Origin of the sequence: Streptomyces sp. NPDC017936, from assembly GCF_044328485.1 — a bacterium.
In the GTDB taxonomy this organism is placed as follows: domain Bacteria; phylum Actinomycetota; class Actinomycetes; order Streptomycetales; family Streptomycetaceae; genus Streptomyces.
Genome location: NZ_JBIRHK010000003.1, coordinates 90,502 through 114,040, shown reverse-complemented (window position 1 = coordinate 114,040; position 23,539 = coordinate 90,502). Strand labels below are relative to the sequence as shown.

Annotated in this window: 21 protein-coding genes and 1 tRNA gene; 15 read left to right on the top strand and 7 right to left on the bottom strand. The window is 74.0% G+C overall.

Annotated features, from left to right (window positions below):
* Window positions 1-6 precede the first annotated feature (6 nt).
* The 5 genes from ACH4F6_RS07230 (at window position 7) to ACH4F6_RS07210 (ending at window position 3,661) form a co-directional block, all read left to right on the top strand.
* Complete coding sequence (locus ACH4F6_RS07230) at window positions 7-360, top strand: hypothetical protein (RefSeq protein WP_397958908.1); 354 nt, start codon at window positions 7-9, stop codon at window positions 358-360.
* A gap of 377 nt (window positions 361-737) precedes the next feature.
* Window positions 738-2,009: a helix-turn-helix domain-containing protein gene (locus ACH4F6_RS07225; RefSeq protein ID WP_397958907.1), complete on the top strand. Its 1,272-nt coding sequence runs from the start codon at window positions 738-740 to the stop codon at window positions 2,007-2,009.
* A gap of 199 nt (window positions 2,010-2,208) precedes the next feature.
* Complete coding sequence (orn, locus tag ACH4F6_RS07220; RefSeq protein WP_397958906.1) at window positions 2,209-2,811, top strand: oligoribonuclease; 603 nt, start codon at window positions 2,209-2,211, stop codon at window positions 2,809-2,811.
* A gap of 95 nt (window positions 2,812-2,906) precedes the next feature.
* A tRNA-His gene (locus ACH4F6_RS07215) sits at window positions 2,907-2,979 on the top strand.
* A gap of 76 nt (window positions 2,980-3,055) precedes the next feature.
* Window positions 3,056-3,661, top strand: coding sequence for a GNAT family N-acetyltransferase (locus ACH4F6_RS07210; protein WP_397959325.1), 606 nt, complete (start codon window positions 3,056-3,058; stop codon window positions 3,659-3,661).
* Here the strand turns inward: ACH4F6_RS07210 and ACH4F6_RS07205 are convergent.
* Window positions 3,564-4,619, bottom strand: coding sequence for a LacI family DNA-binding transcriptional regulator (locus ACH4F6_RS07205; protein ID WP_397958905.1), 1,056 nt, complete (start codon window positions 4,617-4,619; stop codon window positions 3,564-3,566). The two genes, ACH4F6_RS07210 and ACH4F6_RS07205, sit on opposite strands and share 98 nt — an antisense overlap.
* 339 nt (window positions 4,620-4,958) lie before the next feature.
* Between ACH4F6_RS07205 and ACH4F6_RS07200 the strand changes: the two genes are divergently transcribed.
* The 4 genes from ACH4F6_RS07200 (at window position 4,959) to ACH4F6_RS07185 (ending at window position 9,865) form a co-directional block, all read left to right on the top strand.
* Entirely contained in the window at window positions 4,959-6,287 is a 1,329-nt protein-coding gene (locus ACH4F6_RS07200; RefSeq protein ID WP_397958904.1) for an ABC transporter substrate-binding protein, read from the top strand.
* 5 nt (window positions 6,288-6,292) lie between these two features.
* Window positions 6,293-7,300 (top strand): carbohydrate ABC transporter permease, encoded by a 1,008-nt coding sequence (locus tag ACH4F6_RS07195; RefSeq protein WP_397959324.1) that lies wholly within the window; start codon window positions 6,293-6,295, stop codon window positions 7,298-7,300.
* Between the two features lie 12 nt (window positions 7,301-7,312).
* Window positions 7,313-8,224 (top strand): carbohydrate ABC transporter permease, encoded by a 912-nt coding sequence (locus ACH4F6_RS07190; RefSeq protein WP_397958903.1) that lies wholly within the window; start codon window positions 7,313-7,315, stop codon window positions 8,222-8,224.
* Between the two features lie 204 nt (window positions 8,225-8,428).
* Window positions 8,429-9,865: a GH1 family beta-glucosidase gene (locus ACH4F6_RS07185; RefSeq protein ID WP_397958902.1), complete on the top strand. Its 1,437-nt coding sequence runs from the start codon at window positions 8,429-8,431 to the stop codon at window positions 9,863-9,865.
* Window positions 9,866-10,101: 236 nt separating this feature from the next.
* On the opposite strand, the gene ACH4F6_RS07180 is transcribed toward ACH4F6_RS07185, so the two are convergent.
* The 3 genes from ACH4F6_RS07180 to ACH4F6_RS07170 all read right to left on the bottom strand — a co-directional run bounded on the left by ACH4F6_RS07180 (window position 10,102) and on the right by ACH4F6_RS07170 (window position 13,824).
* Window positions 10,102-11,562, bottom strand: a complete 1,461-nt coding sequence (locus ACH4F6_RS07180; protein ID WP_397958901.1) for a cellulose binding domain-containing protein — start codon at window positions 11,560-11,562, stop codon at window positions 10,102-10,104.
* Window positions 11,563-11,692: 130 nt separating this feature from the next.
* Window positions 11,693-13,111 carry an ATP-binding protein gene (locus tag ACH4F6_RS07175; protein ID WP_397958900.1) on the bottom strand — a complete coding sequence of 473 codons (1,419 nt, stop codon included), beginning with the start codon at window positions 13,109-13,111 and terminating at the stop codon, window positions 11,693-11,695.
* A complete protein-coding gene (locus tag ACH4F6_RS07170; protein ID WP_397958899.1) occupies window positions 13,108-13,824 on the bottom strand; it encodes a response regulator transcription factor in 717 nt (238 codons plus the stop codon). The genes ACH4F6_RS07175 and ACH4F6_RS07170 overlap by 4 nt, the downstream gene beginning before the upstream one ends.
* A 121-nt stretch (window positions 13,825-13,945) precedes the next feature.
* On the opposite strand from ACH4F6_RS07170, the gene ACH4F6_RS07165 reads away from it, so the two are divergent.
* The gene (locus ACH4F6_RS07165; protein WP_397958898.1) at window positions 13,946-14,479 is read left to right on the top strand and encodes a hypothetical protein; all 534 of its coding nucleotides are present in this window, start codon (window positions 13,946-13,948) and stop codon (window positions 14,477-14,479) included.
* A 10-nt stretch (window positions 14,480-14,489) separates the two neighbouring features.
* Here ACH4F6_RS07165 and ACH4F6_RS07160 read toward each other — a convergent pair whose 3' ends face one another.
* Together ACH4F6_RS07160 and ACH4F6_RS07155 are read right to left on the bottom strand one after the other, a co-directional pair.
* Window positions 14,490-15,368 carry a spermidine synthase gene (locus ACH4F6_RS07160; RefSeq protein ID WP_397958897.1) on the bottom strand — a complete coding sequence of 293 codons (879 nt, stop codon included), beginning with the start codon at window positions 15,366-15,368 and terminating at the stop codon, window positions 14,490-14,492.
* A gap of 42 nt (window positions 15,369-15,410) precedes the next feature.
* Window positions 15,411-15,797, bottom strand: coding sequence for a hypothetical protein (locus tag ACH4F6_RS07155; protein WP_397958896.1), 387 nt, complete (start codon window positions 15,795-15,797; stop codon window positions 15,411-15,413).
* Between the two features lie 266 nt (window positions 15,798-16,063).
* Between ACH4F6_RS07155 and ACH4F6_RS07150 the strand changes: the two genes are divergently transcribed.
* Window positions 16,064-17,482, top strand: a complete 1,419-nt coding sequence (locus tag ACH4F6_RS07150) for a hypothetical protein (protein ID WP_397958895.1) — start codon at window positions 16,064-16,066, stop codon at window positions 17,480-17,482.
* Window positions 17,483-17,591: 109 nt separating this feature from the next.
* Here the strand turns inward: ACH4F6_RS07150 and ACH4F6_RS07145 are convergent, their stop codons facing one another.
* Complete coding sequence (locus tag ACH4F6_RS07145) at window positions 17,592-18,188, bottom strand: histidine phosphatase family protein (protein WP_397958894.1); 597 nt, start codon at window positions 18,186-18,188, stop codon at window positions 17,592-17,594.
* 211 nt (window positions 18,189-18,399) lie between these two features.
* Here ACH4F6_RS07145 and ACH4F6_RS07140 point away from each other — a divergent pair, with 211 nt between their 5' ends.
* Genes ACH4F6_RS07140 through ACH4F6_RS07125 form a run of 4 tightly spaced genes read left to right on the top strand, consistent with a single transcriptional unit; the run spans window position 18,400 to window position 23,363 of the window.
* Window positions 18,400-19,374 (top strand): phosphatase PAP2 family protein, encoded by a 975-nt coding sequence (locus tag ACH4F6_RS07140; RefSeq protein ID WP_397958893.1) that lies wholly within the window; start codon window positions 18,400-18,402, stop codon window positions 19,372-19,374.
* Complete coding sequence (locus ACH4F6_RS07135) at window positions 19,325-20,446, top strand: hypothetical protein (RefSeq protein ID WP_397958892.1); 1,122 nt, start codon at window positions 19,325-19,327, stop codon at window positions 20,444-20,446. The genes ACH4F6_RS07140 and ACH4F6_RS07135 overlap by 50 nt, the downstream gene beginning before the upstream one ends.
* Window positions 20,437-22,026: a hypothetical protein gene (locus ACH4F6_RS07130; RefSeq protein ID WP_397958891.1), complete on the top strand. Its 1,590-nt coding sequence runs from the start codon at window positions 20,437-20,439 to the stop codon at window positions 22,024-22,026. The genes ACH4F6_RS07135 and ACH4F6_RS07130 overlap by 10 nt, the downstream gene beginning before the upstream one ends.
* Window positions 22,023-23,363 carry an AAA domain-containing protein gene (locus tag ACH4F6_RS07125; protein WP_397958890.1) on the top strand — a complete coding sequence of 447 codons (1,341 nt, stop codon included), beginning with the start codon at window positions 22,023-22,025 and terminating at the stop codon, window positions 23,361-23,363. The genes ACH4F6_RS07130 and ACH4F6_RS07125 overlap by 4 nt, the downstream gene beginning before the upstream one ends.
* Window positions 23,364-23,539: the final 176 nt, after the last annotated feature.

Sequence of the window (23,539 nt, the reverse complement as noted above, 5' to 3'; positions counted from 1 at the left end):
CGCCCCATGTCCTCGCCCCGCCCGACCCCCGAGGCGCACGCCGGTGACGACGGGACCGCGCACCTGATCCGCTGGGCGGCCTTCAGCTGCGTCCTGGTCCCGGTGGTCCTCCTCTGGTACGGCGCCTCCCTGGCCGGCGCCGCCGGCACCGCCCTCGGCCTCGCCGCCGTCACGGCCGTCTGCCGGCTGCTGCTGCGCCGGTCCGAGCGGTGCGCGGCGCGGCAGTCCGCCGAGGACCGGGGGGCGGGGCCGGGCGCCCCGCGCGTCCCGCACGCCCCGCGTCCGGGGCACCGTCAGCGCCCCGGGACCGGGTCGCACCGTGGCGGTCGTCACAGCGGCGGAAGCGCACCGGTCGGTTGACCGGTTTTCACGCACGTAACCGCATGTTTTCAGCCAACTTCCGGATCCTGCGCGTCCCTTGCCGTAACCACCCCCCACCCCCCGTTCGACCTGCACGGAAAGGGCCCCGGGGGCCCCGGGCACCCTATGGAGATTGGCCACTGCCACAAGGCGCACTTCCCTGCACGACCCACGAGTGCAACGCTTCGTGATCGAATGCTTCACGCCAAGTTGCCATGTCGACAATCTGCCGGGTGGTGAACTGGCCACTCCGGCATCACACGACACAGTAGATTCGATCTTGACTGTCTACGGCGGGGGACTCGTGCAGGACCGAGGGGAAACGTGCAGGAGCGACACAACCGAGGAGCCGCGACCACCGAGGGGGGCTTAGCAGGATGAGCCACGACTCCACTGCCGCGCCGGAAACCGCGGCCCGGAAGCTGTCCGGGCGACGCCGCAAGGAGATCGTCGCGGTGCTGCTGTTCAGCGGCGGCCCCATTTTCGAGAGTTCCATTCCGCTGTCGGTGTTCGGGATTGACCGCCAGGACGCCGGCGTGCCGCGCTACCGCCTTCTGGTGTGCGCCGGCGAGGACGGCCCGCTGCGGACCACAGGGGGCCTGGAACTCACCGCACCACACGGCCTGGAGGCGATCTCCCGGGCGGGCACGGTCGTCGTGCCGGCCTGGCGTTCGATCACCTCCCCGCCGCCGGCGGAGGCGCTCGACGCGCTGCGCCGGGCGCACGAGGAGGGCGCCCGCATCGTGGGCCTGTGCACCGGCGCGTTCGTGCTGGCCGCGGCGGGTCTGCTGGACGGCCGTCCGGCCACCACGCACTGGATGTACGCACCGACGCTGGCCAAGCGCTACCCGTCGGTGCACGTCGATCCACGGGAGCTGTTCGTCGACGACGGCGACGTGCTGACGTCGGCGGGCACGGCGGCCGGGATCGACCTGTGTCTGCACATCGTGCGGACGGACCACGGCAACGAGGCGGCCGGCGCGCTGGCCCGGCGTCTCGTGGTCCCGCCACGCCGGTCGGGAGGGCAGGAGCGCTACCTCGACCGGTCTTTACCGGAGGAGATCGGCGCCGACCCGCTCGCCGAGGTCGTCGCCTGGGCGCTGGAGCACCTCCACGAGCAGTTCGACGTGGAGACGCTGGCGGCCCGCGCGTACATGAGCCGGCGGACGTTCGACCGCCGTTTCCGCTCGCTCACCGGCAGTGCGCCGCTGCAGTGGCTGATCACGCAGCGGGTGCTGCAGGCGCAGCGTCTGCTGGAGACGTCGGACTACTCCGTCGACGAGGTCGCCGGGCGCTGCGGGTTCCGTTCGCCGGTGGCGCTGCGCGGGCACTTCCGGCGTCAGCTGGGCTCGTCGCCGGCCGCCTACCGGGCGGCGTACCGGGCCCGCCGGCCGCAGGGCGAGCGCCCGCCGGCCGACAGCGAGCCGGTGGCGCCGGTCGCCGCGCCGGCCGCGGGGGCGCAGGTGGGTTCCGCGCTGCACCCGGAGACCGGGGTGCCGCCGCAGGTGCGGCGGACGGCCGGGGCCGGAGCGGTGGGTTCGGCCGCGTCCGCCGCGCCGGCGGCGGCCGCCCTTGCGGCGGAGCACGCGCGGGACGCGTACGCCGCTTCCTCCCGGGCGGGGCTGCCGGGACCGCGCAGCGGGATGTGAGGCCGGGGCGGCGGAGGCGGGGTTCTCCTCGCCTCCGCCGCCCCGGCCCGTTCCCTCCCCCAGGGGCTCCGCCCCTTCGGCCCCGCCGGCGCCCCCGGCCACGGCGGGCGGCCCGGGCCCGGGACCCAGGGGCGGGGCCCCGGGAGTCCCGGCTGTCGGGGGGCATCCCCTCGGGGGACGTCAGCCTTAGGGTGGTCGCATGAACGATCGCATGGTGTGGATCGACTGCGAGATGACCGGCCTCTCGCTGTCCGACGACGCGCTCATCGAGGTTGCCGCCCTCGTCACCGACTCCGAGCTGAACGTACTCGGCGAGGGTGTGGACATCGTCATCCGGCCGCCGGACCGGGCGCTGGAGACGATGCCGGAGGTGGTGCGTCAGATGCACACCGCGTCCGGCCTGCTGGACGAGCTCGCCGGCGGCACGACGCTGGCCGACGCCGAGGAGCAGGTGCTGGCGTACGTGCGGGAGCACGTGAAGGAGCCCGGCAAGGCCCCGCTGTGCGGGAACTCCGTCGGCACCGACCGCGGATTCCTGCTGCGGGACATGCCGACCCTGGAGGACTACCTGCACTACCGGATCGTCGACGTGTCCAGCGTCAAGGAGCTGGCCCGGCGCTGGTACCCCAGGGCCTACTTCAACAGTCCCGAGAAGAACGGCAACCACCGCGCCCTCGCCGACATCCGCGAGTCCATCGCCGAGCTGCGCTACTACCGCGAGGCCGTCTTCGTGCCGCAGCCCGGACCGGACTCCGAGACCGCGAAGGCGATCGCCGCGAAGCACGTCCTGCCCGCCCGGTGAACGGCTCCCGGTAAAGGCGGGCGCGAGCACCCCTTCGGACCCTGTACACTTTTTCTCGGCCGGTCGGTGAACCACCCAGTGAACCGCCGGTCATGGTGGGTGTAGCTCAGCTGGTAGAGCACCTGGTTGTGGTCCAGGATGCCGCGGGTTCGAGTCCCGTCACTCACCCTGAGTCATCAGCCGGTGGCCTTCGGAGAAGGCCACCGGCTGATGCGTTGTCAGGGAGGCCGCCGTCCCCGCACCGCTGCGCGCCGCGCCGATCCGCACCCCCCGCCCGGACCTGCTCCCCCTCCGCGTCGACCACGCCGAGGAGACGGCCGCCGTCCTGTCCGACCCGGTCCCGCACACGTACACCGGCGGCTCCCCCCCTCGCCCCGCGGCCCTGCGCGACCGCTACGGACGGCTCGTCGCCGTCTCCCCCGACCCCGCCGTCTCCCCCGACCCCGCCGTCTCCTGGTGCAACCGGGTGCTCCGGCTGCGCGCGGCCCCCGGCCCGCTCACCGGCACCGTGCGGGCCACGGTCGCGGACCGGGGCGCCACCGCCGAGATCGCCTGGGTCGTCGGCACCCCGTGGCAGGGACGGGGACTCGCCTCCGAGGCGGCCCGGGGGCTCGCCTCCCGGCTGCGCGAGCGGGGCGTCCGCACGCTCGTCGCCCACGTCCACCCCGCCCACCGGGCCTCCGCCGGGGTCGCCGCGGCGGCCGGGCTGAGCCCGACCGGCGAGGTGCGGGACGGCGAGGTGCGGTGGGAGGTCAGGCCGACGCCCGCGCCACCAGCTCCGTCGCCAGCACGACCTGCCGGCGCTCCAGGCCCCGCGACACCGCCGGACGGCGATCCGCGATCTCGGTGAGGAGGAGGTCCAGCATCCTGCGGCCCATCTCCTCGATGGGCTGGCGGACGCTGGTCAGGGGCGGGTCCATGTGACGGGCGATGGCGGAGTCGTCGTAGCCGATCAGCGCCACGTCCTGCGGGATGCGGCGGCCCGCCTCGCGCAGGGCCTGCCGGGCGCCGGCCGCCATGACGTCGGAGCCGGCGAAGACCGCGTCCAGGGACGGCGTACGGGCGAGCAGGTCGGTCATCGCGCGGCGACCGCCCTCCTCGGTGAAGTCGCCCGGCTCGATGAGGCCCTCGTCCACCTCGTACCCGGCGTCGCGCAGGGCGTCCCGGTAGCCGTCGACGCGGCGCTGGGCGCCGTAGACGTCGAGGCGGCCGGTGATGTGGGCGATGCGGTGGCGGCCCCCGGCCAGCAGGTGCTCCACGGCGGAGCGGGCGCCGCCGTAGTTGTCGGAGTCGACCGAGGGCAGCGTCTCCGCCGCCGAGCGGGGGCCGCTGATCACGGCCGGGATCTCCAACTGGGCGATGAGGTCGGGCAGCGGGTCGTCCGCGTGCACGGAGACCAGCAGGACGCCGTCCACCCGGTGCGCCGCCAGGTACTGGGCCAGCCGCCGCCGCTCGCGGTCGCTGCCCGCGAAGATCAGGAGCAGCTGCATCTCCGTGTCCGCGAGTTCCGCGCCCACGCCGCGCAGTATGTCGGAGAAGTACGGCTCGGCGAAGAAGCGGGTCTCCGGCTCGGGGACGACGAGGGCGATCGCGTCCGTGCGGTTGGCGGCGAGGGCGCGGGCGGCGGTGTTGGGGACGTAACCGAGTTCGGCCACCGCGGCCTCGACGGCGGCGCGGGTGGCGTCACTGACCCGGGGAGAGCCGTTGATCACCCGGGAGACCGTGCCCCGGCCCACACCGGCGCGTGCGGCCACCTCCTCGAGGGTCGGCCGGCCACCGCTCCGGCCCCGCGCTCCGTGGCTTGCCATGGGCTCCGCCTTCCACCGATCGTCATCACCCTGACCTGGAATCTAACAGTCCCGTCCCTTTACATGGCTGTGCACCGGAGGTCACCGCCCCCGGCCGAAATCGATCGCCCCCAGGAGTTAGTTAACAGCCGGATAACTGAACGCATCTCTCCGCGCTCCCGCCCTTGACACCCCCGCCCGAACCGACGACTCTTCAACACATCACTTGTGGGAGCGCTCCCACGGTACCTGGCACATACACAACCCGCACGTTCCCCGCCCGAGCCGCAGCGAGAAACTAACGGGCCCAACAATGCAGTTGGCCGGGGGGTCGGCACGTCAGGGCAACAGGAGGACGCAATGCGAGCACGTACCCGAACCGCCCGCAGGGCGGCGGTCCTGGCCACCGTCGCAACGCTGGGCGCCGGGCTGCTGGCCGGCTGTGCCGACGACGGCGGCGACAAGGACTCCGACGGTTCGTCGTCCGGCGGTGGCAAGGGCAAGACCACGATCACCCTGGGACTTTTCGGCACGATGGGCTTCAAGGAAGCCGGTCTCTACGCCGAGTACGAGAAGCTCAACCCGAACATCAAGATCGCCGAGAACGTCATCGAGCGGAACGAGAACTACTACCCGGCGCTCGTCAACCACCTCACCACCAACAGCGGCCTGCAGGACGTCCAGGCCGTCGAGGTCGCCAACATCGCCGAGGTCACGGCCACCCAGAACGCCAAGCTCCAGGACCTGTCCAAGGTTTCGGGCGTGAACAAGAGCAACTGGCTGGACTGGAAGTGGGCGCAGGCCACGACGAAGGACGGCAAGACGATCGGTCTCGGCACCGACGTGGGCCCGATGGCCCTCTGCTACCGCACCGACCTCTTCCAGCAGGCCGGTCTGCCCACCGACCCGACGGAGGTCGGCAAGCTGTGGGCGGGCGACTGGAACAAGTTCGTCTCGGTCGGCGAGCAGTTCAAGAAGAAGGCCCCCGAGGGCACCTACTTCATGGACTCCCCCGGCGGTCTGCTGAACGCGATCCTCGGCAGTGAGGAGGAGAAGTTCTACGACTCCTCCGGCGAGGTCATCTACAAGAAGAACCGCGCCGTCAAGGCCGCCTTCGACCTGACCGCGAAGGCCGCCGAGGAGGGCCTGGTCCAGGCGCAGACACAGTTCCAGGCGACCTGGGACCAGACGATCGCCAACAACAAGTTCGCCACCATCGCCTGCCCGCCGTGGATGCTCGGCACCCTGAAGGGCAAGTCGAAGCCCGAGGCGTTCGGCAAGTGGGCCGTCGCGGTGGCGCCGAAGTCCGCCAACTGGGGCGGTTCCTTCCTCACCGTGCCCTCCAGCGGCAAGAACGTGAAGGAGGCCGAGAAGCTGGTCGCCTGGCTGACCGCGCCCGAGCAGCAGGTGAAGCTGTTCAAGGTGCAGGGCTCCTTCCCGAGCGCGCCGAGCACGTACACGTCGCCGGACGTCACCGGCGCGAAGAACGAGATGACCGGCGACCAGAACATCGGCGCGATCTTCGCGGAGGCCGCGAAGTCCGCCCCCGTCCAGGTGATCGGTCCGAAGGACCAGATCATCCAGCAGGGTCTGACCGACAACGGCGTCATCCTCGTGACGAAGGGCAAGTCGGCCAAGGAAGCCTGGGAGTCGGCGACCAAGACCATCGACAACAACCTGGACAAGTGACCCGTATGGCCACCCGCCACGACACCGCCGCGCCCCCCGTCGAGGGGGGCGCGGCCCCGGGCCGCCCGGCCACCGTGCCCACGGAGGCGGAGCGCAGGCACCGGGCCCGGCTGTCCCGCCGCTGGCAGCGGGACATCCGCTGGAGCCCGTACGCCTTCGTCTCGCCGTTCTTCCTGCTGTTCCTCGCCTTCGGCCTGTTCCCGCTGCTCTACACGGGCTGGGCGTCGCTGCACCAGGTCGAGATGACCGCGCCCACCGACATGACCTGGGTCGGCCTGCGCAACTACACCCGGATCTTCGACGACGACTTCTTCTGGAACGCGGCGAAGAACACGCTCACGATCGGGATCATCTCGACCGTGCCGCAGCTGCTGATGGCGATGGGGCTCGCCCACATCCTCAACTACAAGCTGCGGGCCTCGACCTTCTACCGGGTCGCGATGCTCGCGCCGTACGCGACCTCGATCGCGGCCGCCTCGCTCGTCTTCGTGCTGCTCTTCGGGCGCGACTACGGCATGATCAACTGGATTCTGGACTCGGTCGGGATCGACCCGGTCGACTGGCAGAACGACAAGTGGCCGTCGCAGATCGCGGTGTCCTCGATCATCATCTGGCGGTGGACCGGCTACAACGCGCTGATCTACCTGGCGGCGATGCAGGCGATCCCGCAGGACCTGTACGAGTCGGCGGCGCTGGACGGCGCCAGCCGCTGGCAGCAGTTCTTCCACGTGACGCTGCCGTCGCTGCGGCCGACGATCCTGTTCACGGTCGTCGTCTCGACGATCGGCGCGAGCCAGGTGTTCGGCGAGCCGCTGCTGTTCGACGCGAACAAGGGCGCCTCCGGCGGTGCGGAGCACCAGTTCCAGACGCTGGGCCTGTACCTGTACGAGCAGGGCTGGGTGAACCAGCACCTGGGCCGGGCCTCCGCGATCGCCTGGACGATGTTCCTCATCCTGATCGTGATCGGCATCGTCAACTCCGTCATCTCGCGCCGGCTGCGCGCCAGCAGTTAAGGAGGAGCAGCCGTGACGACGACGACTGTGACCAAGCTCGAGCCCCAGGACGCGGTGCCGACGGCCCGCCGGGCACGCCGCCCGAAGTCCGCGCGGGCGGGCGGCCAGATGCACGCCGGACCGATCTCGTACGTGATCCTGGCGCTGTTCACCTTCGGCTCGCTGTTCCCGCTGGTGTGGACGGCGATCGCCGCCTCGCGCGACAACAACCGGCTGGCGCAGACGCCCCCGCCGTTCTGGTTCGGCTCGAACCTCTTCGACAACCTGGACATCGCCTGGAACGACGCCAATCTGGGCAAGGCGTTCGTCAACACGACGATCGTGGCCGGGACGTCGGCCGCGACGGTCGTGTTCCTGTCCACCATCGCCGGGTTCGCCTTCGCCAAGCTGCGGTTCAAGGGCCGGGGCGCGATGATGCTGATCGTCATCGGCACGATGATGGTGCCGCCGCAGCTCAGCGTGATCCCGCTGTACATGATGGTCGCCAAGCTGGAGTGGACCGACCAGCTCCAGGCGGTGATCCTGCCGTCGCTGGTGAGCGCCTTCGGCGTGTTCTTCATGCGGCAGTACCTGATCCAGGCGCTGCCGGACGAGATCATCGAGGCGGCCCGGGTGGACGGCGCGAGCAGCTGGCGCGTGGTGTGGCACGTGGTGTTCCCCGCCGCCCGCCCCGCCATGGCGGTGCTCGGCATGCTGATGTTCGTCCAGACGTGGAACGACTTCCTGTGGCCGTTCCTGGTGCTGAGCCAGACCGGCAACCCGACCGTGCAGGTGGCGGTCGCGGGACTCGGCCGCGGGTACACGCCCGACCAGTCCCTGATCATGGCGGGCGCGCTGCTGGGCACGCTGCCGCTGCTGCTGGTCTTCGCCGTCTTCGGCAAGCAGATCGTGGGCGGCATCATGCAGGGCGCGGTGAAGGGCTGATGCCCGCGCCCCGCGGGGCCGCCGGCGCCCCGCACCGCCCGGGGCGCCCGCCCCGCCGCGCGGGGCGCTGACGGCCCCGCGTTCAGCGGCCCCGACTTCCGGGGCCGGGTCACCGCCGCCCCGGCCCCTTCTCATCCCCGCACCTCATCCCCCCGTCCTTCGTCGGTCCCGACGACCTCGACGACCATCCATGGGAGCGCTTCCATGTCCGAGTCCGCACAGCCGGTGAATCCGGTGACCTTTCCTCCCGCCTTCCTCTGGGGCGCCGCGACGTCCGCGTACCAGATCGAGGGGGCGGTGCGGGAGGACGGCCGCACCCCGTCGATCTGGGACACCTTCAGCCACACCCCGGGCAAGACCGCCGGTGGCGAGACCGGTGACATCGCTGTCGACCACTACCACCGCTACCGCGAGGACGTGGCGCTGATGGCGGATCTGGGCCTGTCGGCGTACCGCTTCTCCGTCTCCTGGTCGCGGGTCCAGCCGACCGGCCGCGGTCCGGCGGTCCAGGTGGGCCTGGACTTCTACCGCCGTCTCGTCGACGAACTGCTGGCCAAGGGCATCAAGCCGGCCGTCACCCTCTACCACTGGGACCTCCCGCAGGAGCTGGAGGACGCGGGCGGCTGGCCGGAGCGCGACACGGCGTACCGGTTCGCCGAGTACGCGCAGATCGTCGGGGAGGCGCTCGGCGACCGCGTGGAGCACTGGATCACGCTCAACGAGCCGTGGTGCAGCGCGTTCCTGGGGTACGCGTCCGGCGTCCACGCGCCGGGGCGCACGGACCCGGTGGCGTCCCTGCGCGCGGCGCACCACCTGAACCTGGCGCACGGTCTGGGCGCTCAGGCGCTCCGCTCGGTGATGCCGGCCCGCAACTCGGTGGCGCTCAGCCTCAACTCCTCCGTCGTGCGGCCGCTGTCCCGGACGGCGGCGGACCTGGCGGCCGCCCAGAAGATCGACGACCTGGCCAACGGCGTCTTCCACGGCCCGATCCTGCGCGGCGCGTACCCCGAGACACTGCTCGCCTCGACCGCCCCGCTGACGGACTGGTCGTACGTCCTCGACGGCGATCTGAGCGCGATCAACCAGCCGTTGGACGCGCTGGGCCTCAACTACTACACGCCCACCCTGGTGTCGGCGGCGGACGCCGACCCGAAGGGACCGCGGGCCGACGGCCACGGCTCCAGCGCCCACTCCCCGTGGCCGGGCGCGGACGACGTCGCCTTCCACCAGACGCCGGGCGACCGCACGGAGATGGGCTGGACGATCGACCCGACGGGTCTGCACGAGCTGATCATGCGCTACACGAAGGAGGCGCCGGGCCTTCCGCTGTACATCACGGAGAACGGCGCGGCCTACGACGACAAGCCCGACTCCGACGGCCGGGTCCACGACCCGGAGCGGATCTCCTACCTCCACGGCCACCTCCGGGCCGTCCGCCGCGCCATCGCCGAGGGCGCGGACGTACGCGGCTACTTCCTGTGGTCCCTGCTCGACAACTTCGAGTGGGCGTACGGCTACGAGAAGCGGTTCGGCGCGGTGTACGTGGACTACGCGACGCTCACGCGCACGCCGAAGTCGAGCGCGCTGTGGTACGGCAAGGCGGCCCGGACGGGCACCCTGCCGGCACTCGAGACCGCCTGACCCTCCCGGGGGGAGCGGGGGAAGGGGCGCGGGCCCCCCGGGGGGGGGGCCCCCCCCCCGGGGCCCCCCGGCGGGGCCCGGGGGGGGGGCCGCCCCCCCCCCCCCCGGGGGGGGGGGGGGGGGGGGGGGGGGCCGCCCGCGGGGGGGGGGGCCCCCGCCCCTCTGCTCCGCTCGGCGGCCCGTGGGGTGCGCCGCACCCCACGGGCCGCACGGAGGCCGGCCGCGCGCCGGTCCGGTCACCCGAGGGCGGCGAACGCCTTCGAGAACGCGTGCGCGTCCTGCACGACCGAGCTGCACGTGGGGTCCGCGGCGGGCTTGGCGCCGCCCGGGCACTGCTTGTCGCGGGTCGCGGACCACATCGACAGCCAGCCGAGCCCCTTGGCCTTCGCGAACGCCACGAGCTGGCCGGCGTCCTCCACCGTGAAGATCTCCGAGGCGACGTCGTTCACCCCGATCATCGGCGTGACCGCGACGGTCTTCCAGGCGGCGGAGTCGCTCAGGCCGAGCACGCTCTTGACCTGGGCCTGGGTGGCGGTCGCCGCCTGCTCGGCGTAGGTGCCCATGTCGCCGCTGTACGCCGGGCCGTAGTCCATCGCCATGATGTTGACCGCGGTGAGCTTCACGCCGTTGGCCTTGGCGTCGGCCAGCAGGTTCACGCCGTCCTGGGTCAGGCCCTCCGGCATCACCGGCAGCGTGAACGAGACGTCCAGGCCCGGGTGCTGCTGCTGGAGCTTCGCGACGGCCTGCGCGCGCCGGGTGTTCGCGGCCGTGTTCGGCAGGGCGCCGCCCTCGACGTCGAAGTCGACCTTGGTGAGCCGGTACGCGTCCACCACCTTGCCGTACGCCGCCGCCAGCGCGTCCGCCGAGGAGCAGGTCGTGGCCAGCTCGGAGCCGGCCGCGCCGCCGAAGGAGACCCGGACGTCGCCGCCCCGGGCGCGCAGGGCGCCGATCTGGGACGCCACGCCGTCGGTGGCGAGGTCGGTGGCCCCGCCCCACTTGGGCGTGCAGCCGCCGCCGTCGGTGACGAAGGCGAGGTTGTAGTTCTTCACCCCGGTCGCGGACGCGCTCGCGAGGAGGTCGAAGGCGGGGTAGAGGGAGGTGTCGACGTAGGGGGCGAAGGCCGCGGAGGCGGTCGTGCCGGTGCCGGTGCTCGCCGAGGGCGAGGCGGTGGCCGACGGGGCGGACGTGCCCGACGGGGTGGGGGACGCGGTCGGGGTGGCCGACGGGGACGGTGTCCGCGTCGGGCGGCCGCTCGGCTCGGGCGTCGCGCCGCCGTCCGCCGAGCACCGGGCGCCGTCGACCCGGCAGCCGGACGGATCGCCGGCGCCGTTGACCACGAAGCCGACGGTGACCGACTCCCCGGCGGCGAGGCCGTCGGTGTCCCACTTCGGGGGCGTCACGGTGACGTGCTGTCCGCTGACGCTCGACTCGGCGTTCCAGAGGGAGCTGAGCCGGGCCCCGGCGGGCAGGTCGAACTCCAGCGTCCAGTCCGCCTTCTTCTGCCCGCTGTCGTTCGTGACGACGTACTGGGCGGTGTACCCGGTCGACCAGTCGCTGGTCCGGGTGTACGCGGCGCCCACGCCGGCCGCCTGCGCGGTACCGGTGAGCAGGACGGCTCCGCCGCCGACCACGGCCGCGGCGACCACACCGCCGATCGCCTTGTTCCTGCCGCTGACCTTGCGCCGGTGTGTGCTCATGGCGTGCCTGCCTTCGTGGTTCATGGGGGTGCACGGAAGGTCCCTCGACCTGGGACGCGGCAGCACGCTAGCGATCCCGAACCGGGCAAATCGCCTGATCGGGACGGGGGTCGGCGATCTTAGGGCGCGCTTAAGGAAGGGATCGGGACCGGTTAAAGGTCACCGCCCGCCGGCCCTGCCGGCGTCTGCGCACCGACCCGCGGTGCCCCCTGCGCCCGGGCTCCCGCCCCGCGCGCCCGGCCTGCCGGTCGACCTGTATCCATATCCGCACCTCGGTCCCGCCCAGCACCGACGACCCGATCCGCACGTCCCCGCCGGTCGACTCCGCGAGCCGGCGCACGATGTCCAGTCCGAGCCCGGTCGATCCGGTGTTCCCGGACCCCTGGCCGCGCGCCATCGCGGCCTCGGGGTCGGGTATGCCGGGACCCGCGTCCGACACCAGGACGATCACCGCGTCCTCGCCGTTGTGGACGTCGACCGCGAAGGCCGTGCCCTCGGGGGTGTGCCGGAAGACGTTGCCCAGCAGGGCGTCCAGCGCGGCCGCCAGGTCGGCGCGGGCCACGGGGATGCGCACCGGCCGGTCGGCTCCGGCCACCCGCACCTTGCGGCCCTCGTCCTCCGCGAGCGCCGACCAGAACGCCATCCGCTCCCGGACGACCTCGGCCGCGTCGCATCCGGCGCCCGGACCGGCCGCCGCGGTCTGCGGCTTGGCCTCCCGGGCCGTGCGGATGATGGTGTCGACCTCGCGCTCGAGCTGGGCGACGGCGGCCCGGGTCTGCTCGGCGGCCGGGGAGTCGCCGAGGGAGGCCGCGTTGAGCCGCAGCACGGTCAGCGGGGTGCGCAGCCGGTGCGAGAGGTCGGCGGCCAGTTCCCGTTCGTTCGCCAGGAGTTGGACGACCTGGTCGGCCATGGAGTTGAACGCGACCGCCGCCAGCCGCAGTTCGTTCGGCCCCTCCTCCGGGACGCGGGCGCCCAGCCGGCCCTCCCCCAGTTCGTGCGCGCCCTCGGCCAGCCGCTGGGCCGGCCGCACCATCCGTACGCCCAGCCGGTCGGCGACGGCGACCGACCCGACGACCAGCGCGGCGCCGACCGCCGCGAGCACCGCCCAGGCCGTGCCCACGCCGTTGCTCACCTCGGACTCGGGGACGTACACCTCGATCACCGCCGTCCCGAAGCTGAGCGCGACGGGCTGGAGCAGGGCGGATCCGCCGGGCACCTCGGCGGTCGAGACGCGGCCCAGCTCGCGCACGGCGGCGATGTCGGCGTCCGCGGCGCGCCGCGGACCGAGGTCGACGGCGGCCCGGCCGTCGCTCGCCGGAAGGTGCACCGCCATCCCGTCGTCGGAGCCGGCGGAGGCGACGACCCGCTCCAGCTGGTCGCGGTCGGTGGTGATGGACAGCGCGGGGACCACGACGGCGGCCTCCCGCTCGGCGTTGGAGAAGGCGCGGTCGCGGGCCATCTCCTTGATGACCAGTCCGAGCGGGACCGCGAAGGCGACCACGACCATCGTGGTGACCGCGAGGCAGACCTTGACCAGTGCCCATCTCATCGCGGCGGCTCCTGGGGGGACTCCGTGACGGGCGGCTCCAGCTTCACGCCGACGCCCCGCAGGGTGTGCAGGTAGCGCGGGCGGGCCGCCGTCTCGCCCAGCTTGCGGCGCAGCCAGGACAGGTGGACGTCGATGGTCTGGTCGTCGCCGTAGGACTGCTGCCAGACCTCGGCGAGCAGCTCCCGGCGCGGCACGACGACCCCCGGCCGGCCGGCGAGGAAGGCGAGCAGGTCGAACTCGCGCCGGGTGAGGTCGAGTCGGGCGCCGTCCAGCTCCGCCTGACGGCGCAACGGGTCGACGGTGAGGCCGCCGACGCGCAGGACGCTGGACGGCGGGGCCTCCCCCGCGCCGGCCCGGGAGCGGCGCAGGACGGCGGCCATGCGCGCCGACAGGTGCTCCACCGAGAAGGGCTTGGTGAGGTAGTCGTCCGCGCCCGCGTTCAACAGCCGGACGATCTCCGTCTCGTCGTCGCGGGCGGTGGCGATGATGACGGGCACGTCCGTGATGCCGCGCAGCATCTTCAGGGCCTCCGAGCCGTCCAGGTCCGGCAGTCCGAGGTCCAGGACGACCACGTCGAAGCGGAAATGGGCGACCTCGCGCAGCGCCTCCAGCGCCGTCCCGACGCTGCGCACGGTGTGCGAGGCGTCGGTCAGGTGCCGGATGAGCGCCGAACGCACGAACTGGTCGTCCTCGACCACGAGCACACTTGCCATGCGCCGCACCGTACGCCATGCCGGCGAGGGGCATTCGGCCCTGTGGACAACTCGCCCCCTGTGGACGGCCGGTGCACCGTCCGTGCGACACCCGTGGGGCGCGTGGGGCAAGATGGCCGCGATGCGCAGAGGACTCGTACACGTACTGGCCTGGTCGCTCGCCACGGGCGCGGCGGTCACGCTGTCGTGGTGGGGCGTGCACACGGTCATGGCGGGCACCGCGTACGACCCGCCGCGCGCCCTGCCGCTGACGGCGGGCGACGTGACCGCACGGGAGTCGGAGCCGCCGGCCTCCGCGTCCGCGTCCGCCCGGCCCGTCCCGTCCGCGAGCCCCTCGAACTCCCCCTCCTCGAAGCCGAGTCGGACGCCCCGCTCCCCCTCTCCCTCCCCCTCGGCCCCCGCACCGGTGACCTCCGCTCCGCCGAGCCCCTCCGGGCAGGTCAAGAGCTACGACACCGACGGCGGGCGGGTGGTGTTCGACCTCGGGAAGACGTCCGCGACGCTCGTCTCGGCCACGCCGGGCACGGGCTGGTCGATGCAGGTGTGGACGACGCAGACGTGGATCCGGGTGGAGTTCACCTCGGGCGCGGACCGGGTGTCGGTGTTCTGCACCTGGCACGACGGCCCGCCGCGGGTGGAGGTCGGCACCTACTGAGGCCGCGGGCTCAGTGGAACACCGACGGCGGCGGGGCCGGTGACGCCACCGCCGACGCGTCCACCACCGGCGCGGCCCCGCCGGTGAAGTCGGTGAGCGTCCTGCCGTGCTCGACCCGGCCGGGGTGCGGGTCGGAGGCGGCCCGGCGGGTCAGCTCGGCGACCGGCAGGGGCAGGTCGCAGGCGACGAGCACGGCGTTGCCGAACCGCTTGCCGCGCAGCACGGCCGGGTCGGCGACGAGGGCGAGTTCCGCGAACCGGGCGGCGGCGGTGGCGATCTGGCCGCGCAGGTGGGCCAGCGGCGGACCGTCGGCGAGGTTGGCGGCGTAGAGCCCGCCGGGCCTGAGCGCCCTGCGGACCTCGTCGAGGAACTCGGTCGAGGTCAGGTGCGCGGGCGTCCGGGCCCCGCCGAACACGTCGGCGACGACCAGGTCGGCCCACCCGTCGGGCACCTTGGCGAGCCCTTCGCGGGCGTCGGCGGACCTGACCCGGATCCGCGCCCCCGGGTCCAGCGGCAGCTCACGGCGGACCAGGCCGACGAGGCTCGCGTCGCGCTCGACGACCTGCTGGGTCGAGCGGGGCCGGGTGGCGGCGACGTACCGGGCGAGGGTGAAGGCGCCGCCGCCGAGGTGCACGGCGCGCAGGGGCCTGCCGGGCGGCGCGGCGAGGTCGACGACGTGCCCGAGGCGCCGCTGGTACTCGAAGGAGAGGAACGCCGGGTCGTCGAGGTCCACGTGCGACTGCGGCGCGCCGTCGACGAGCAGGGTCCAGGCGCGCGCCCGGTCCGGGTCGGGTATCAGCTGCGCCAGCCCGCCGTCGACGCGCTCGACGACGGTGGTCTCGGCGTCCCGCTCACGGCGGTTGCGCCGGGTGCTCCTCGACTTCCCCATGCGGACATTTTCGCAGCAGGGCACGGCGGCGCCGACGGCCGGCTACCGGCAGCCGTCGGCCGCCTCGATCGTCCGCGCCGCCTCCCCCAGCGCCCGCCGCAGCACCGCCGGGTCCGTCGCGAGGTCCGCCTCGCCGGGCGGGACCAGCCAGTCCGAGCCCGCCACCGGGGGCTCGGGGTCGAGTCTCAGCCCCCGTCCGTCGGTCTCCGTGCAGGTGCTCCCGGGGACGTCCCAGGCGGCCGCGGTTCCCGGCGGCACGAGGAAGGCGAGGGTGCCGCCCCCGTCGTCGTGCAGCACGGGTCCCACCGCGTCCCCGGCCCCCCTGCGGAGGATGTCGACCACCTCCAGCCCGTGCCGGGTCGGCACCGTCACGAGGTCGCAGGCCGTCACCGACGGCGCACAAGGATCGTTGCTCTGGCTGGTCTCCATGCCGGCCTCCACCACACAGCCTTCTTGCAGTCCACAGAGCACAACGCGGCACGCCGTCAACGGCTACGGCGGAAGTCCGCCGCAAAGGATGGCAGTTCATGGCAGATCACGGAGGAGATATCCGGTTTGTGGCCAAACGCAGCGTGGCGGACCTGTCACAACGGGTACGTTCTTGCCCGCTGGAGACCGGGGCGGGCGCCCCGAACGACACGGTCACCCCCTCGGACTCCGGCATGGTTCGACGGTTCGCACGAGAGGACCCGGCCATGGCGTCGTCAACGGTGACCCCACCCCGGCCCAACCGGCCATCACGGCCCAACCTCGCCTTCCGGCACCTGCGCGGACAGCGCTCGCCGGCCGAGTTCGCGGCCCTGGTGCGGCGGGCCGCACGCGAGATCGGCGAGCGGGTGAGCTGCGACGCGCGCTACATCGGCCGGGTCGAGGCAGGGGAGATCCGCTGCCCCAACTACGCGTACGAGCGGGTGTTCCTGCACATGTTCCCCGGCCGCACGCTCACGGATCTGGGGTTCGCGCCCCGCTCGTCCGTACGCGGGCGCGGGTCGCGCGCCGCCGAGGACGCCCCGGACGTGGATGAGACGCCCGGGGCGCACGAGCCGTATGACACGCAGGACCCGTACGACACGCACCACGACCACGAGGAGAGCGACGTGCTGCGTCGCGCATTCATGACCGGCGGAGGCGCCACGGTGGCCGCCGCCTCGCTGGGCCCCCTCGGGCTCCGCCTGGACGCACCGGCGGCGGCGGAACGCCCCGCGCGCCGCGTCGGGTCGGGCCACGCGAGCGCCCTCGAAGAAGCGGTCCGCAGGATCCGGCTGCTGGACGACCGGCACGGCGCCGACGGGCTCTACCGGCGCGCGGCGACCCCGCTGCGCGCCGCGTACGCGCTGCTGGACGCCGGTGCGACCCGGCAGGCGACCGCCGACCGGCTCCACTCGGGCGCGGGTGAGCTCGCCATCTCGGTGGGCTGGCTGGCGCACGACTCGGGCCGCTTCGACGACGCGCGCTCGCACTACGCGGAGGCCCTCGCGACCGCCCGGACGGCCGGGGACCCGGCCCTCGAGGCGCACGCCTTCTGCAACACGGCGTTCCTCGCCCGCGACGCGGGCCGGCCGCGCGAGGCCGTGCGCGCGGCCCAGGCCGCCCAGCGCGTCGCACGCCCCCTCGGCTCGCCCCGGCTGATGTCGCTGCTCGCGCTGCGCGAGGCGGGCGGCTGGGCCGGCCTCGCCGACCGCACCGGCTGCGAGCAGGCGCTCGCGCGGGCCCAGGCCCTCTACGAGCGGGGCGCCTCGGACGCCGACCCCGAGTGGATGAGCTTCTACGGCGAGGCCGAGCTGGAGGGGCTGGAGGCGCAGTGCTGGTCCACCCTGGGCGACTGGCCGCGCGCGGCCCGGCACGCGAGGCGGGCGGCACAGCTCCAGGACCCGCACTTCACCCGGAACATCGCGCTGTACACCGCGGAGCTGGCGGACGACCTCGCGCGCGGCGGCCGGCCCGACGAGGCCGCCGCGGCGGGCATGCGGGTGCTGGACCTGCTGGGCCAGGTGCAGTCGTCGCGGATCCAGACGATGCTGGCCGGGACGGCGCGGGTGCTGCTGCCGCACCGGCGGGCCTCGGGGGTGTCGGAGTTCCTGGAGCGGCACGCCTCGGCGCCCCGGGCGGTGTGACGGGCCCGCACGGCAGCCGTCCGCGCCGCCGGGCGGCTCTCCCGCGCCGGGCGGTCCGCGGGCGCGCGAGGGGCGGAACCGCCTCCGGGCGGCGGCCGCCCCCGGTCCGCTACCCCGCCAGGTGGCCCAGGTCGTTCCAGCTCTCGATCGCCGGCTCGCCGTAGGCCCAGCCCAGGACCGACAGGGACGTCGGGTTCAGGCGTATCCGGGCCGCGAAGTCCAGCGGCAGGCCCAGCCACCGCGCGCCGATCGACCGGAGGATGTGCCCGTGGGCGAAGACCAGCACGTCCCGGTCCTCGGCCCGGGCCCACGCGACCACCTCGTCCGCGCGCGCGGTGACCTCGGCGAGGCTCTCGCCGCCGGGCACGCCGTCGCGCCAGATGAACCACCCGGGACGGACGGCCCGGATGTCGTCGGGGGTCATGCCCTCGTAGGCGCCGTAGTCCCACTCCATGAGCGTGTCCCAGGGGGTGGCCCGCTCGCCGAAGCCGGCGAGTTCGCACGTCTCACGCGCGCGGGCCAGCGGGCTGGTGCGGACCTCGACGCCGGGGAGGCCGTCGAACGGCCCCCGGTGCAGCCGCTCGCCGAGCAGTTCGGCGCCGCGGCGGCCCTCCTCCAGCAGCGGCATGTCGGTCCTGCCGGTGTGCTTGCCGGACAGCGACCACTCCGTCTGTCCGTGCCGGGCCAGCAGGATGCGCGGTGCCATGGGGGACCTTTCCGGGGAAACCCTGGGAGGGCCCAGGGACAAATCAGAGGCGGAACCCCTCCATCATCGCTCACCCTGAAAAGGGGCAACCCGAGGGGCGATCCCCGCGTCTTTGAGGGCCGGGGGCGTCCGGAGCGGGCGCGCGCACACGCCGTAAAGTGGCACCTCCGTGCCACAGGCGCGGCAGCGACGAGAAGGGGGAGGCGATCGGATGCCGCACACCGAGACACCGGGCACCGAGGCGGCCCCGGCGAGCCGGCTGCGCTGGTGGACCGAACTGCCCCTGATCCTGCTGGTGTACGCCTGCTACTCGGCGGGCCGGCTGCTCGCCCGGGGCGACGTCGGCACCGCCGTCGACCACGGCCTGGCGATCCTGCGGATCGAGAAGTTCCTCCACCTCAACGCCGAACACCCGCTGAACCGCCTCTTCCGCACCGAGGCGTGGATCGGCGTCCCGGCGGACTTCTGGTACGCGTCGCTGCACTACCTGGTGACACCGGTGGTCCTCGTCTGGCTGTTCCGCTCGCGTGCCGTGCACTACCGGGCGGCCCGCACCTGGCTGATGACGTCGACCTTCATCGGCCTGATCGGCTTCACCCTGCTGCCCACCTGCCCGCCCCGCCTGCTGTCGGCGGAACACGGCTTCGTGGACACGATGGCCCAGTACAGCTCGTACGGCTGGTGGGGCGGCGAGGCGAGCGCCCCGCGCGGACTGGGCGGCATGACCAACCAGTACGCGGCCATGCCGAGCCTGCACGTCGGCTGGGCGCTGTGGTGCGGGGTGATGCTGTGGCGCCACGGCGGCACGCGCCTGGCGAAGGCGGCGGGCGTCGTCTACCCGCTGGTGACCACGCTCGTGGTGATGGGCACCGCGAACCACTACTTCCTCGACGCGGCCGCGGGCGCGGCGGTGATGGGAGCCGGTCTGCTGCTGGCGCCGCTGGTGATGCGCCGGGCGGACCGCGTCCGGCCCTGGCTCGCGGCCCGCGCCCCGCTGTTCGCGACGCGCGTCCCGTCCGTCCCGGTGGCCTCCGCGGGCGCGGAGACCTCAATTGTCGGTGGCGGATGCCACACTTCCCCGGGTGAGCGAATTCCACGGCAGCGCGAGTCACGGTTCGGGTCCGGAGCCGAGCCGGGTGCCTCCCCCTCGGACGCGGGGGACGGCGCTCCGGCAGCGGCTCGCTGACCTGCGCGGCCCCGACGTACCCGCCAAGGCGCTGGACGCCCGGGCGCTCGCGGCACTCGCCGCGAACCCGGGGTGCAGCCGGCGCGCCATCCTGGACGGCGCCGGGGTGAACAAGGCGACGCTGGCGAGCGCGTTGGGCTCGCCGTCGGCCTTCGGGCAGTCCCAGTTCGCCCTCACCCGGGGGAACGCGTTCGAGGCGAAGGTGAAGGCGGACGGCGGCGCGGAACTGCTGCGCCTGGTCCACGAGAAGCTCGACCCGCGCGCCGCACCGCCCGCCGGGGCGAGCGTCCCCGACCTGTCGGCCGTCGGCCCCGAGGGCCGCACCGCGCGGACGGCGCTCGCGCTGCGCGAGGCCACCGAGGCCCCGGGCACCTGGACGCTGCTCGACCACCCGATGCTGGCGCTGGACGTCGCCGGCTCCCCCGCCTTCCTGGAGCCGGACGCCGTCGTGGTGCACCCGGACGGCAGTTGGACGGTCGTGGAGATCAAGTCGTTCCCGATGCTGGACGGGTCGGCGGACCCGGCGAAGGTCGGCGCGGCCGCCCGCCAGGCCGCGGTGTACGTGCTGGCGCTGGAGGACGTGGCCGCGCGCCTCGCCGCCCCGCCGGCCGTCCGCCACCGCGTCCTGCTCGTCTGCCCGAAGGACTTCTCCAACCTGCCCACCGCGTCCGCCGTGGACGTCCGCAAGCAGCGCGCGGTCACCCGCCGGCAACTCGCCCGGCTCACCCGCGTCCAGGACATCGCCGACGCCCTCCCGGAGGGCACGTGCTTCTCCCCCGAACTGCCCGCCGAGCAGCTGACGGCGGCCGTCGAGTCGGTCCCGGCGGCCTACGCGCCCGAGTGCCTGGCCGCGTGCGAGCTGGCGTTCCACTGCCGGGACCGCTCCCGGACGGCCGGCGCGGTGACCGCCCTGGGCCGCCCGGTCCGCGCCGAGCTGGGCGGACTGACGACGGTCGGGGACGTGCTGGCGGCCGCGCGCGGCGAGGCCGGCGATCCGGACGACCCGGCGGTGGCGGCCCTGCGCAGGGCGGCGCGGCTGCGGAGCGAGGCACTGGAGGCGACGTGTCGCTGATCACCACCCTCGCCCGCCTCGAGGCCGTCGCCACCGGCCGGGCCCAGGCCGCCGCCACCGTCCGGCACCGTCACCTGTCCGAGCGGCCGCTGGTGTTCGTGCCGCTGACCACCGCCGGTGAGGCCGGCGCCCCGCTGGGCGCGCTGGTCGGCACCGACCGGGACGCGCCCCGGCTGCTGGCCGTCCCGCAGCCGCGCGACCGCGACCTGAGGTTCGCGTTCCTCGCCGAACTGGCCGACGTCGTCCTGCCGTACATCGATTCCTGTGCCGACGTCGTCGAGGCCGCCGAGCGCAACGAGACGGACCCGCAGACCGGCAAGCGCGTCAAGGTCGAGGTCGAGCTGTGCGCCGACGCGCCCCAGCTGATCGTGCCGAGCCGCGCGGGCGTCGACCTGGTCCGCCTGCTGGGCCGCTCCATGCGCTTTCGCCGCACGGCGGAGCAGGACCCCGAGACGCCGTACCCGGCGCCGCCGCGCGTGCCGCTGCTCGGGCGGTGGCTGACGCACTACGGGGAGCGGGCCCGGGTGCCCGGTTCCTCGCTGCTGCTCGCGCTGACGGAGGTGCTGGGCCGGCACTGGGCGACCGGGCAGTCCAGCCTGGAGGACCAGCACCTGGGGGCGCTGCTCGCCTGGATCGACCCGCCCGAGGGCGAGACGGGCGCCGAGGCCGCGCTGCGGGCCGAGCTGGCCCGGGACGCCGAGGGCCAACTGCTGTGCCCGCCCGCCGGTCCGGCCACCGACCCGGCGTTCGACAACAAGCTGCTCGCCCCGGCCATCGAGCGCTACGACCGCGCGCGCGGCGCGCTGGCCGCCGCCGAGGACGGCCTGGAGGCCGACGACCGGCTCGGTGAGCTGACCGCCGCCGAGCGGGTGATCCGCGACCTGGTGCGCAGCCGGACGCTGCCCACCTGGCACGCGGTGTGGCGCGGGCTGGACCTGCTGCGCGCGCTGCCCGAGGGGGCGCACGTCGAGGAGCGGTGGACGCGCGACCGCTGGTCGTTCACCGGTCACCGCGACCGGGTGGTGGCGGGCGAGCCCCCGCAGCCGCGCCGCGACGACGCGGTCACCGCCGCGAACAAGCTGGCCACGCGCGAGCGCGAACAGGCCCGTCTGGAGGCGCAGGAGGCCCTCGACGACCCGCTGGTGATGGCGGGGCGGCGGCTGGCCGGAGAGGCGTTCGCGGGCGAGGTCGTCGACGTCGTCATGGCGTACGGCGAGGGCAAGCGGCCCAGTCCCCGTCCGCTGGTCACCGTCCGCACGGACGACCGGCCGTACCTCGGGGAGCGGGCGAAGGTGTACCGGTCGCTGGGCGGGAAGCCGCAGGCGGCGCAGTTCGTGGGCCAGGAGGACGAGGGCGTCCTGGTGCTGCGGATCGTCGACAGGATGGGCCGCGGCAAGGAGCCGGAGGAGGGGTCGGTGCCGGAGAAGGGCGACCTGGTGTGCTTCACGCTCTTCGAGCACGAGCAGCGCGGCGGCGCGAAGCTGCCCGACCCGGAGGAGACGCCGTGGACGCACGGCGGCCCGCCCGGGGAGCAGGTGCCCGAGGCCGCCGATCCCGTCACCGAGGAGGACGTCCTGTGACCACCAGGGCCGCTTTCGACCCCGGTACCGCCGCCGCCCGCGCCACCGACGCGATCCTCCACGACACCCTGCACGGCACGGCGCGCGGTGTGGTCGTGGACTCCCCGCCCGGCGCCGGCAAGTCCACGCTGGTCGTCCGCGCGGCGCTGGAGCTCGCCGACGCGGGCCGCCCGCTGATGGTGGTCGCGCAGACCAACGCCCAGGTCGACGACCTGGTCCTGCGGCTCGCCGAGAAGAACCCCGAGCTGCCGGTGGGCCGCCTGCACAGCAGTGACGCCGACGCGTACGACAAGGCGCTGGACGGCCTGCCGAACGTACGGAAGTCGGCGAAGGCGGGCGACCTCACCGGGCTGCCCGTCGTCATCTCCACGGCGGCGAAGTGGGCGCACGTGAAGACCGACGAACCGTGGCGGCACGCGATCGTGGACGAGGCGTACCAGATGCGCTCGGACGGTCTGCTGGCCGTGGCCGGGCTGTTCGAGCGGGCGCTGTTCGTGGGCGACCCGGGGCAGCTGGACCCGTTCGCGATCGTGGGCAGCGAGCAGTGGGCGGGGCTGTCGTACGACCCGTCGGCCTCGGCGGTGACGACGCTGCTGGCCCACAACCCGGGCCTGCCGCAGCACCGGCTGCCGGTGTCGTGGCGGCTGCCGGCGTCGGCGGCGCCCCTGGTGTCGGACGCGTTCTACCCGTACACGCCGTTCCGCAGCGGCACGGACCACGGCGACCGGCGGCTGTCCTTCGCGGTCCCCTCGGACGGTTCCGGTCCCGACCGGGTGATCGACGAGGCGGCGGAGTCGGGCTGGGGCCTGCTGGAGCTGCCCGCCCGGCACACGCCGCGCACGGACCCGGAGGCGGTACGGGCGGTCGCGGCGGTCGTCCGCCGCCTGCTGGACCGCGGCGGCGCGGCCACCTCGGAGCGGTCCTCCGACCCCGCGCCCCTGACCGCCGACCGGGTCGCCGTGGGCACGGCGCACCGCGACCAGGCGGCCGCGGTCCGGGCGGCCCTCGCCGAGCTGGGCGTCGCGGACGTCACCGTGGACACGGCGAACCGGCTCCAGGGCCGGGAGTTCGACGTCACCGTCGTCCTCCACCCCCTGTCCGGCCGTCCCGACGCCACCGCCTTCCACCTCGAGACGGGCCGCCTCTGCGTCCTCGCCTCCCGCCACCGCCACGCCTGCGTCGTGGTCTGCCGCGCGGGCGTGGGCGACCTGCTCGACGACTACCCGTCGACGGAGCCGGTCCAGCTGGGAACGCTCGTGAAGTTCCCGGACGGCTGGGAGGCGAACCACGCGGTCCTGGCGCACCTGGCGGAACACCGGGTGACGTGGCGACCGTGAGGGCCGGGGTCACGGCCGGCCCGGGCCCTCGGCCGTTCCCGCGAGCGGGTCTCCCCCGTCCCCGGGAACACCGGGGCGTTCCGGAGCCTTGAGCAGGGGGGCCCGGGAAAACCGGCCCAAGGCCCTCTTGCGCCCCGGGGGGACAATGGAAGGTGGTCCGCTCACCAGTGGCGCCA

Excerpts from the sequence above, each read along its gene's own strand:
- ACH4F6_RS07225 (WP_397958907.1), top strand. The coding sequence starts at position 738 with ATGAGCCACGACTCCACTGCCGCGCCGGAAACCGCGGCCCGGAAGCTG.
- ACH4F6_RS07150 (WP_397958895.1), top strand. The coding sequence starts at position 16,064 with ATGGCGTCGTCAACGGTGACCCCACCCCGGCCCAACCGGCCATCACGG.
- ACH4F6_RS07165 (WP_397958898.1), top strand. The coding sequence starts at position 13,946 with ATGCGCAGAGGACTCGTACACGTACTGGCCTGGTCGCTCGCCACGGGC.
- ACH4F6_RS07155 (WP_397958896.1), bottom strand. The coding sequence starts at position 15,797 with ATGGAGACCAGCCAGAGCAACGATCCTTGTGCGCCGTCGGTGACGGCC.
- ACH4F6_RS07205 (WP_397958905.1), bottom strand. The coding sequence starts at position 4,619 with ATGGCAAGCCACGGAGCGCGGGGCCGGAGCGGTGGCCGGCCGACCCTC.
- ACH4F6_RS07230 (WP_397958908.1), top strand. The coding sequence starts at position 7 with ATGTCCTCGCCCCGCCCGACCCCCGAGGCGCACGCCGGTGACGACGGG.
- orn (WP_397958906.1), top strand. The coding sequence starts at position 2,209 with ATGAACGATCGCATGGTGTGGATCGACTGCGAGATGACCGGCCTCTCG.
- ACH4F6_RS07170 (WP_397958899.1), bottom strand. The coding sequence starts at position 13,824 with ATGGCAAGTGTGCTCGTGGTCGAGGACGACCAGTTCGTGCGTTCGGCG.
- ACH4F6_RS07145 (WP_397958894.1), bottom strand. The coding sequence starts at position 18,188 with ATGGCACCGCGCATCCTGCTGGCCCGGCACGGACAGACGGAGTGGTCG.
- ACH4F6_RS07175 (WP_397958900.1), bottom strand. The coding sequence starts at position 13,111 with ATGAGATGGGCACTGGTCAAGGTCTGCCTCGCGGTCACCACGATGGTC.
- ACH4F6_RS07195 (WP_397959324.1), top strand. The coding sequence starts at position 6,293 with ATGGCCACCCGCCACGACACCGCCGCGCCCCCCGTCGAGGGGGGCGCG.
- ACH4F6_RS07160 (WP_397958897.1), bottom strand. The coding sequence starts at position 15,368 with ATGGGGAAGTCGAGGAGCACCCGGCGCAACCGCCGTGAGCGGGACGCC.
- ACH4F6_RS07200 (WP_397958904.1), top strand. The coding sequence starts at position 4,959 with ATGCGAGCACGTACCCGAACCGCCCGCAGGGCGGCGGTCCTGGCCACC.
- ACH4F6_RS07140 (WP_397958893.1), top strand. The coding sequence starts at position 18,400 with ATGCCGCACACCGAGACACCGGGCACCGAGGCGGCCCCGGCGAGCCGG.
- ACH4F6_RS07180 (WP_397958901.1), bottom strand. The coding sequence starts at position 11,562 with ATGAGCACACACCGGCGCAAGGTCAGCGGCAGGAACAAGGCGATCGGC.
- ACH4F6_RS07185 (WP_397958902.1), top strand. The coding sequence starts at position 8,429 with ATGTCCGAGTCCGCACAGCCGGTGAATCCGGTGACCTTTCCTCCCGCC.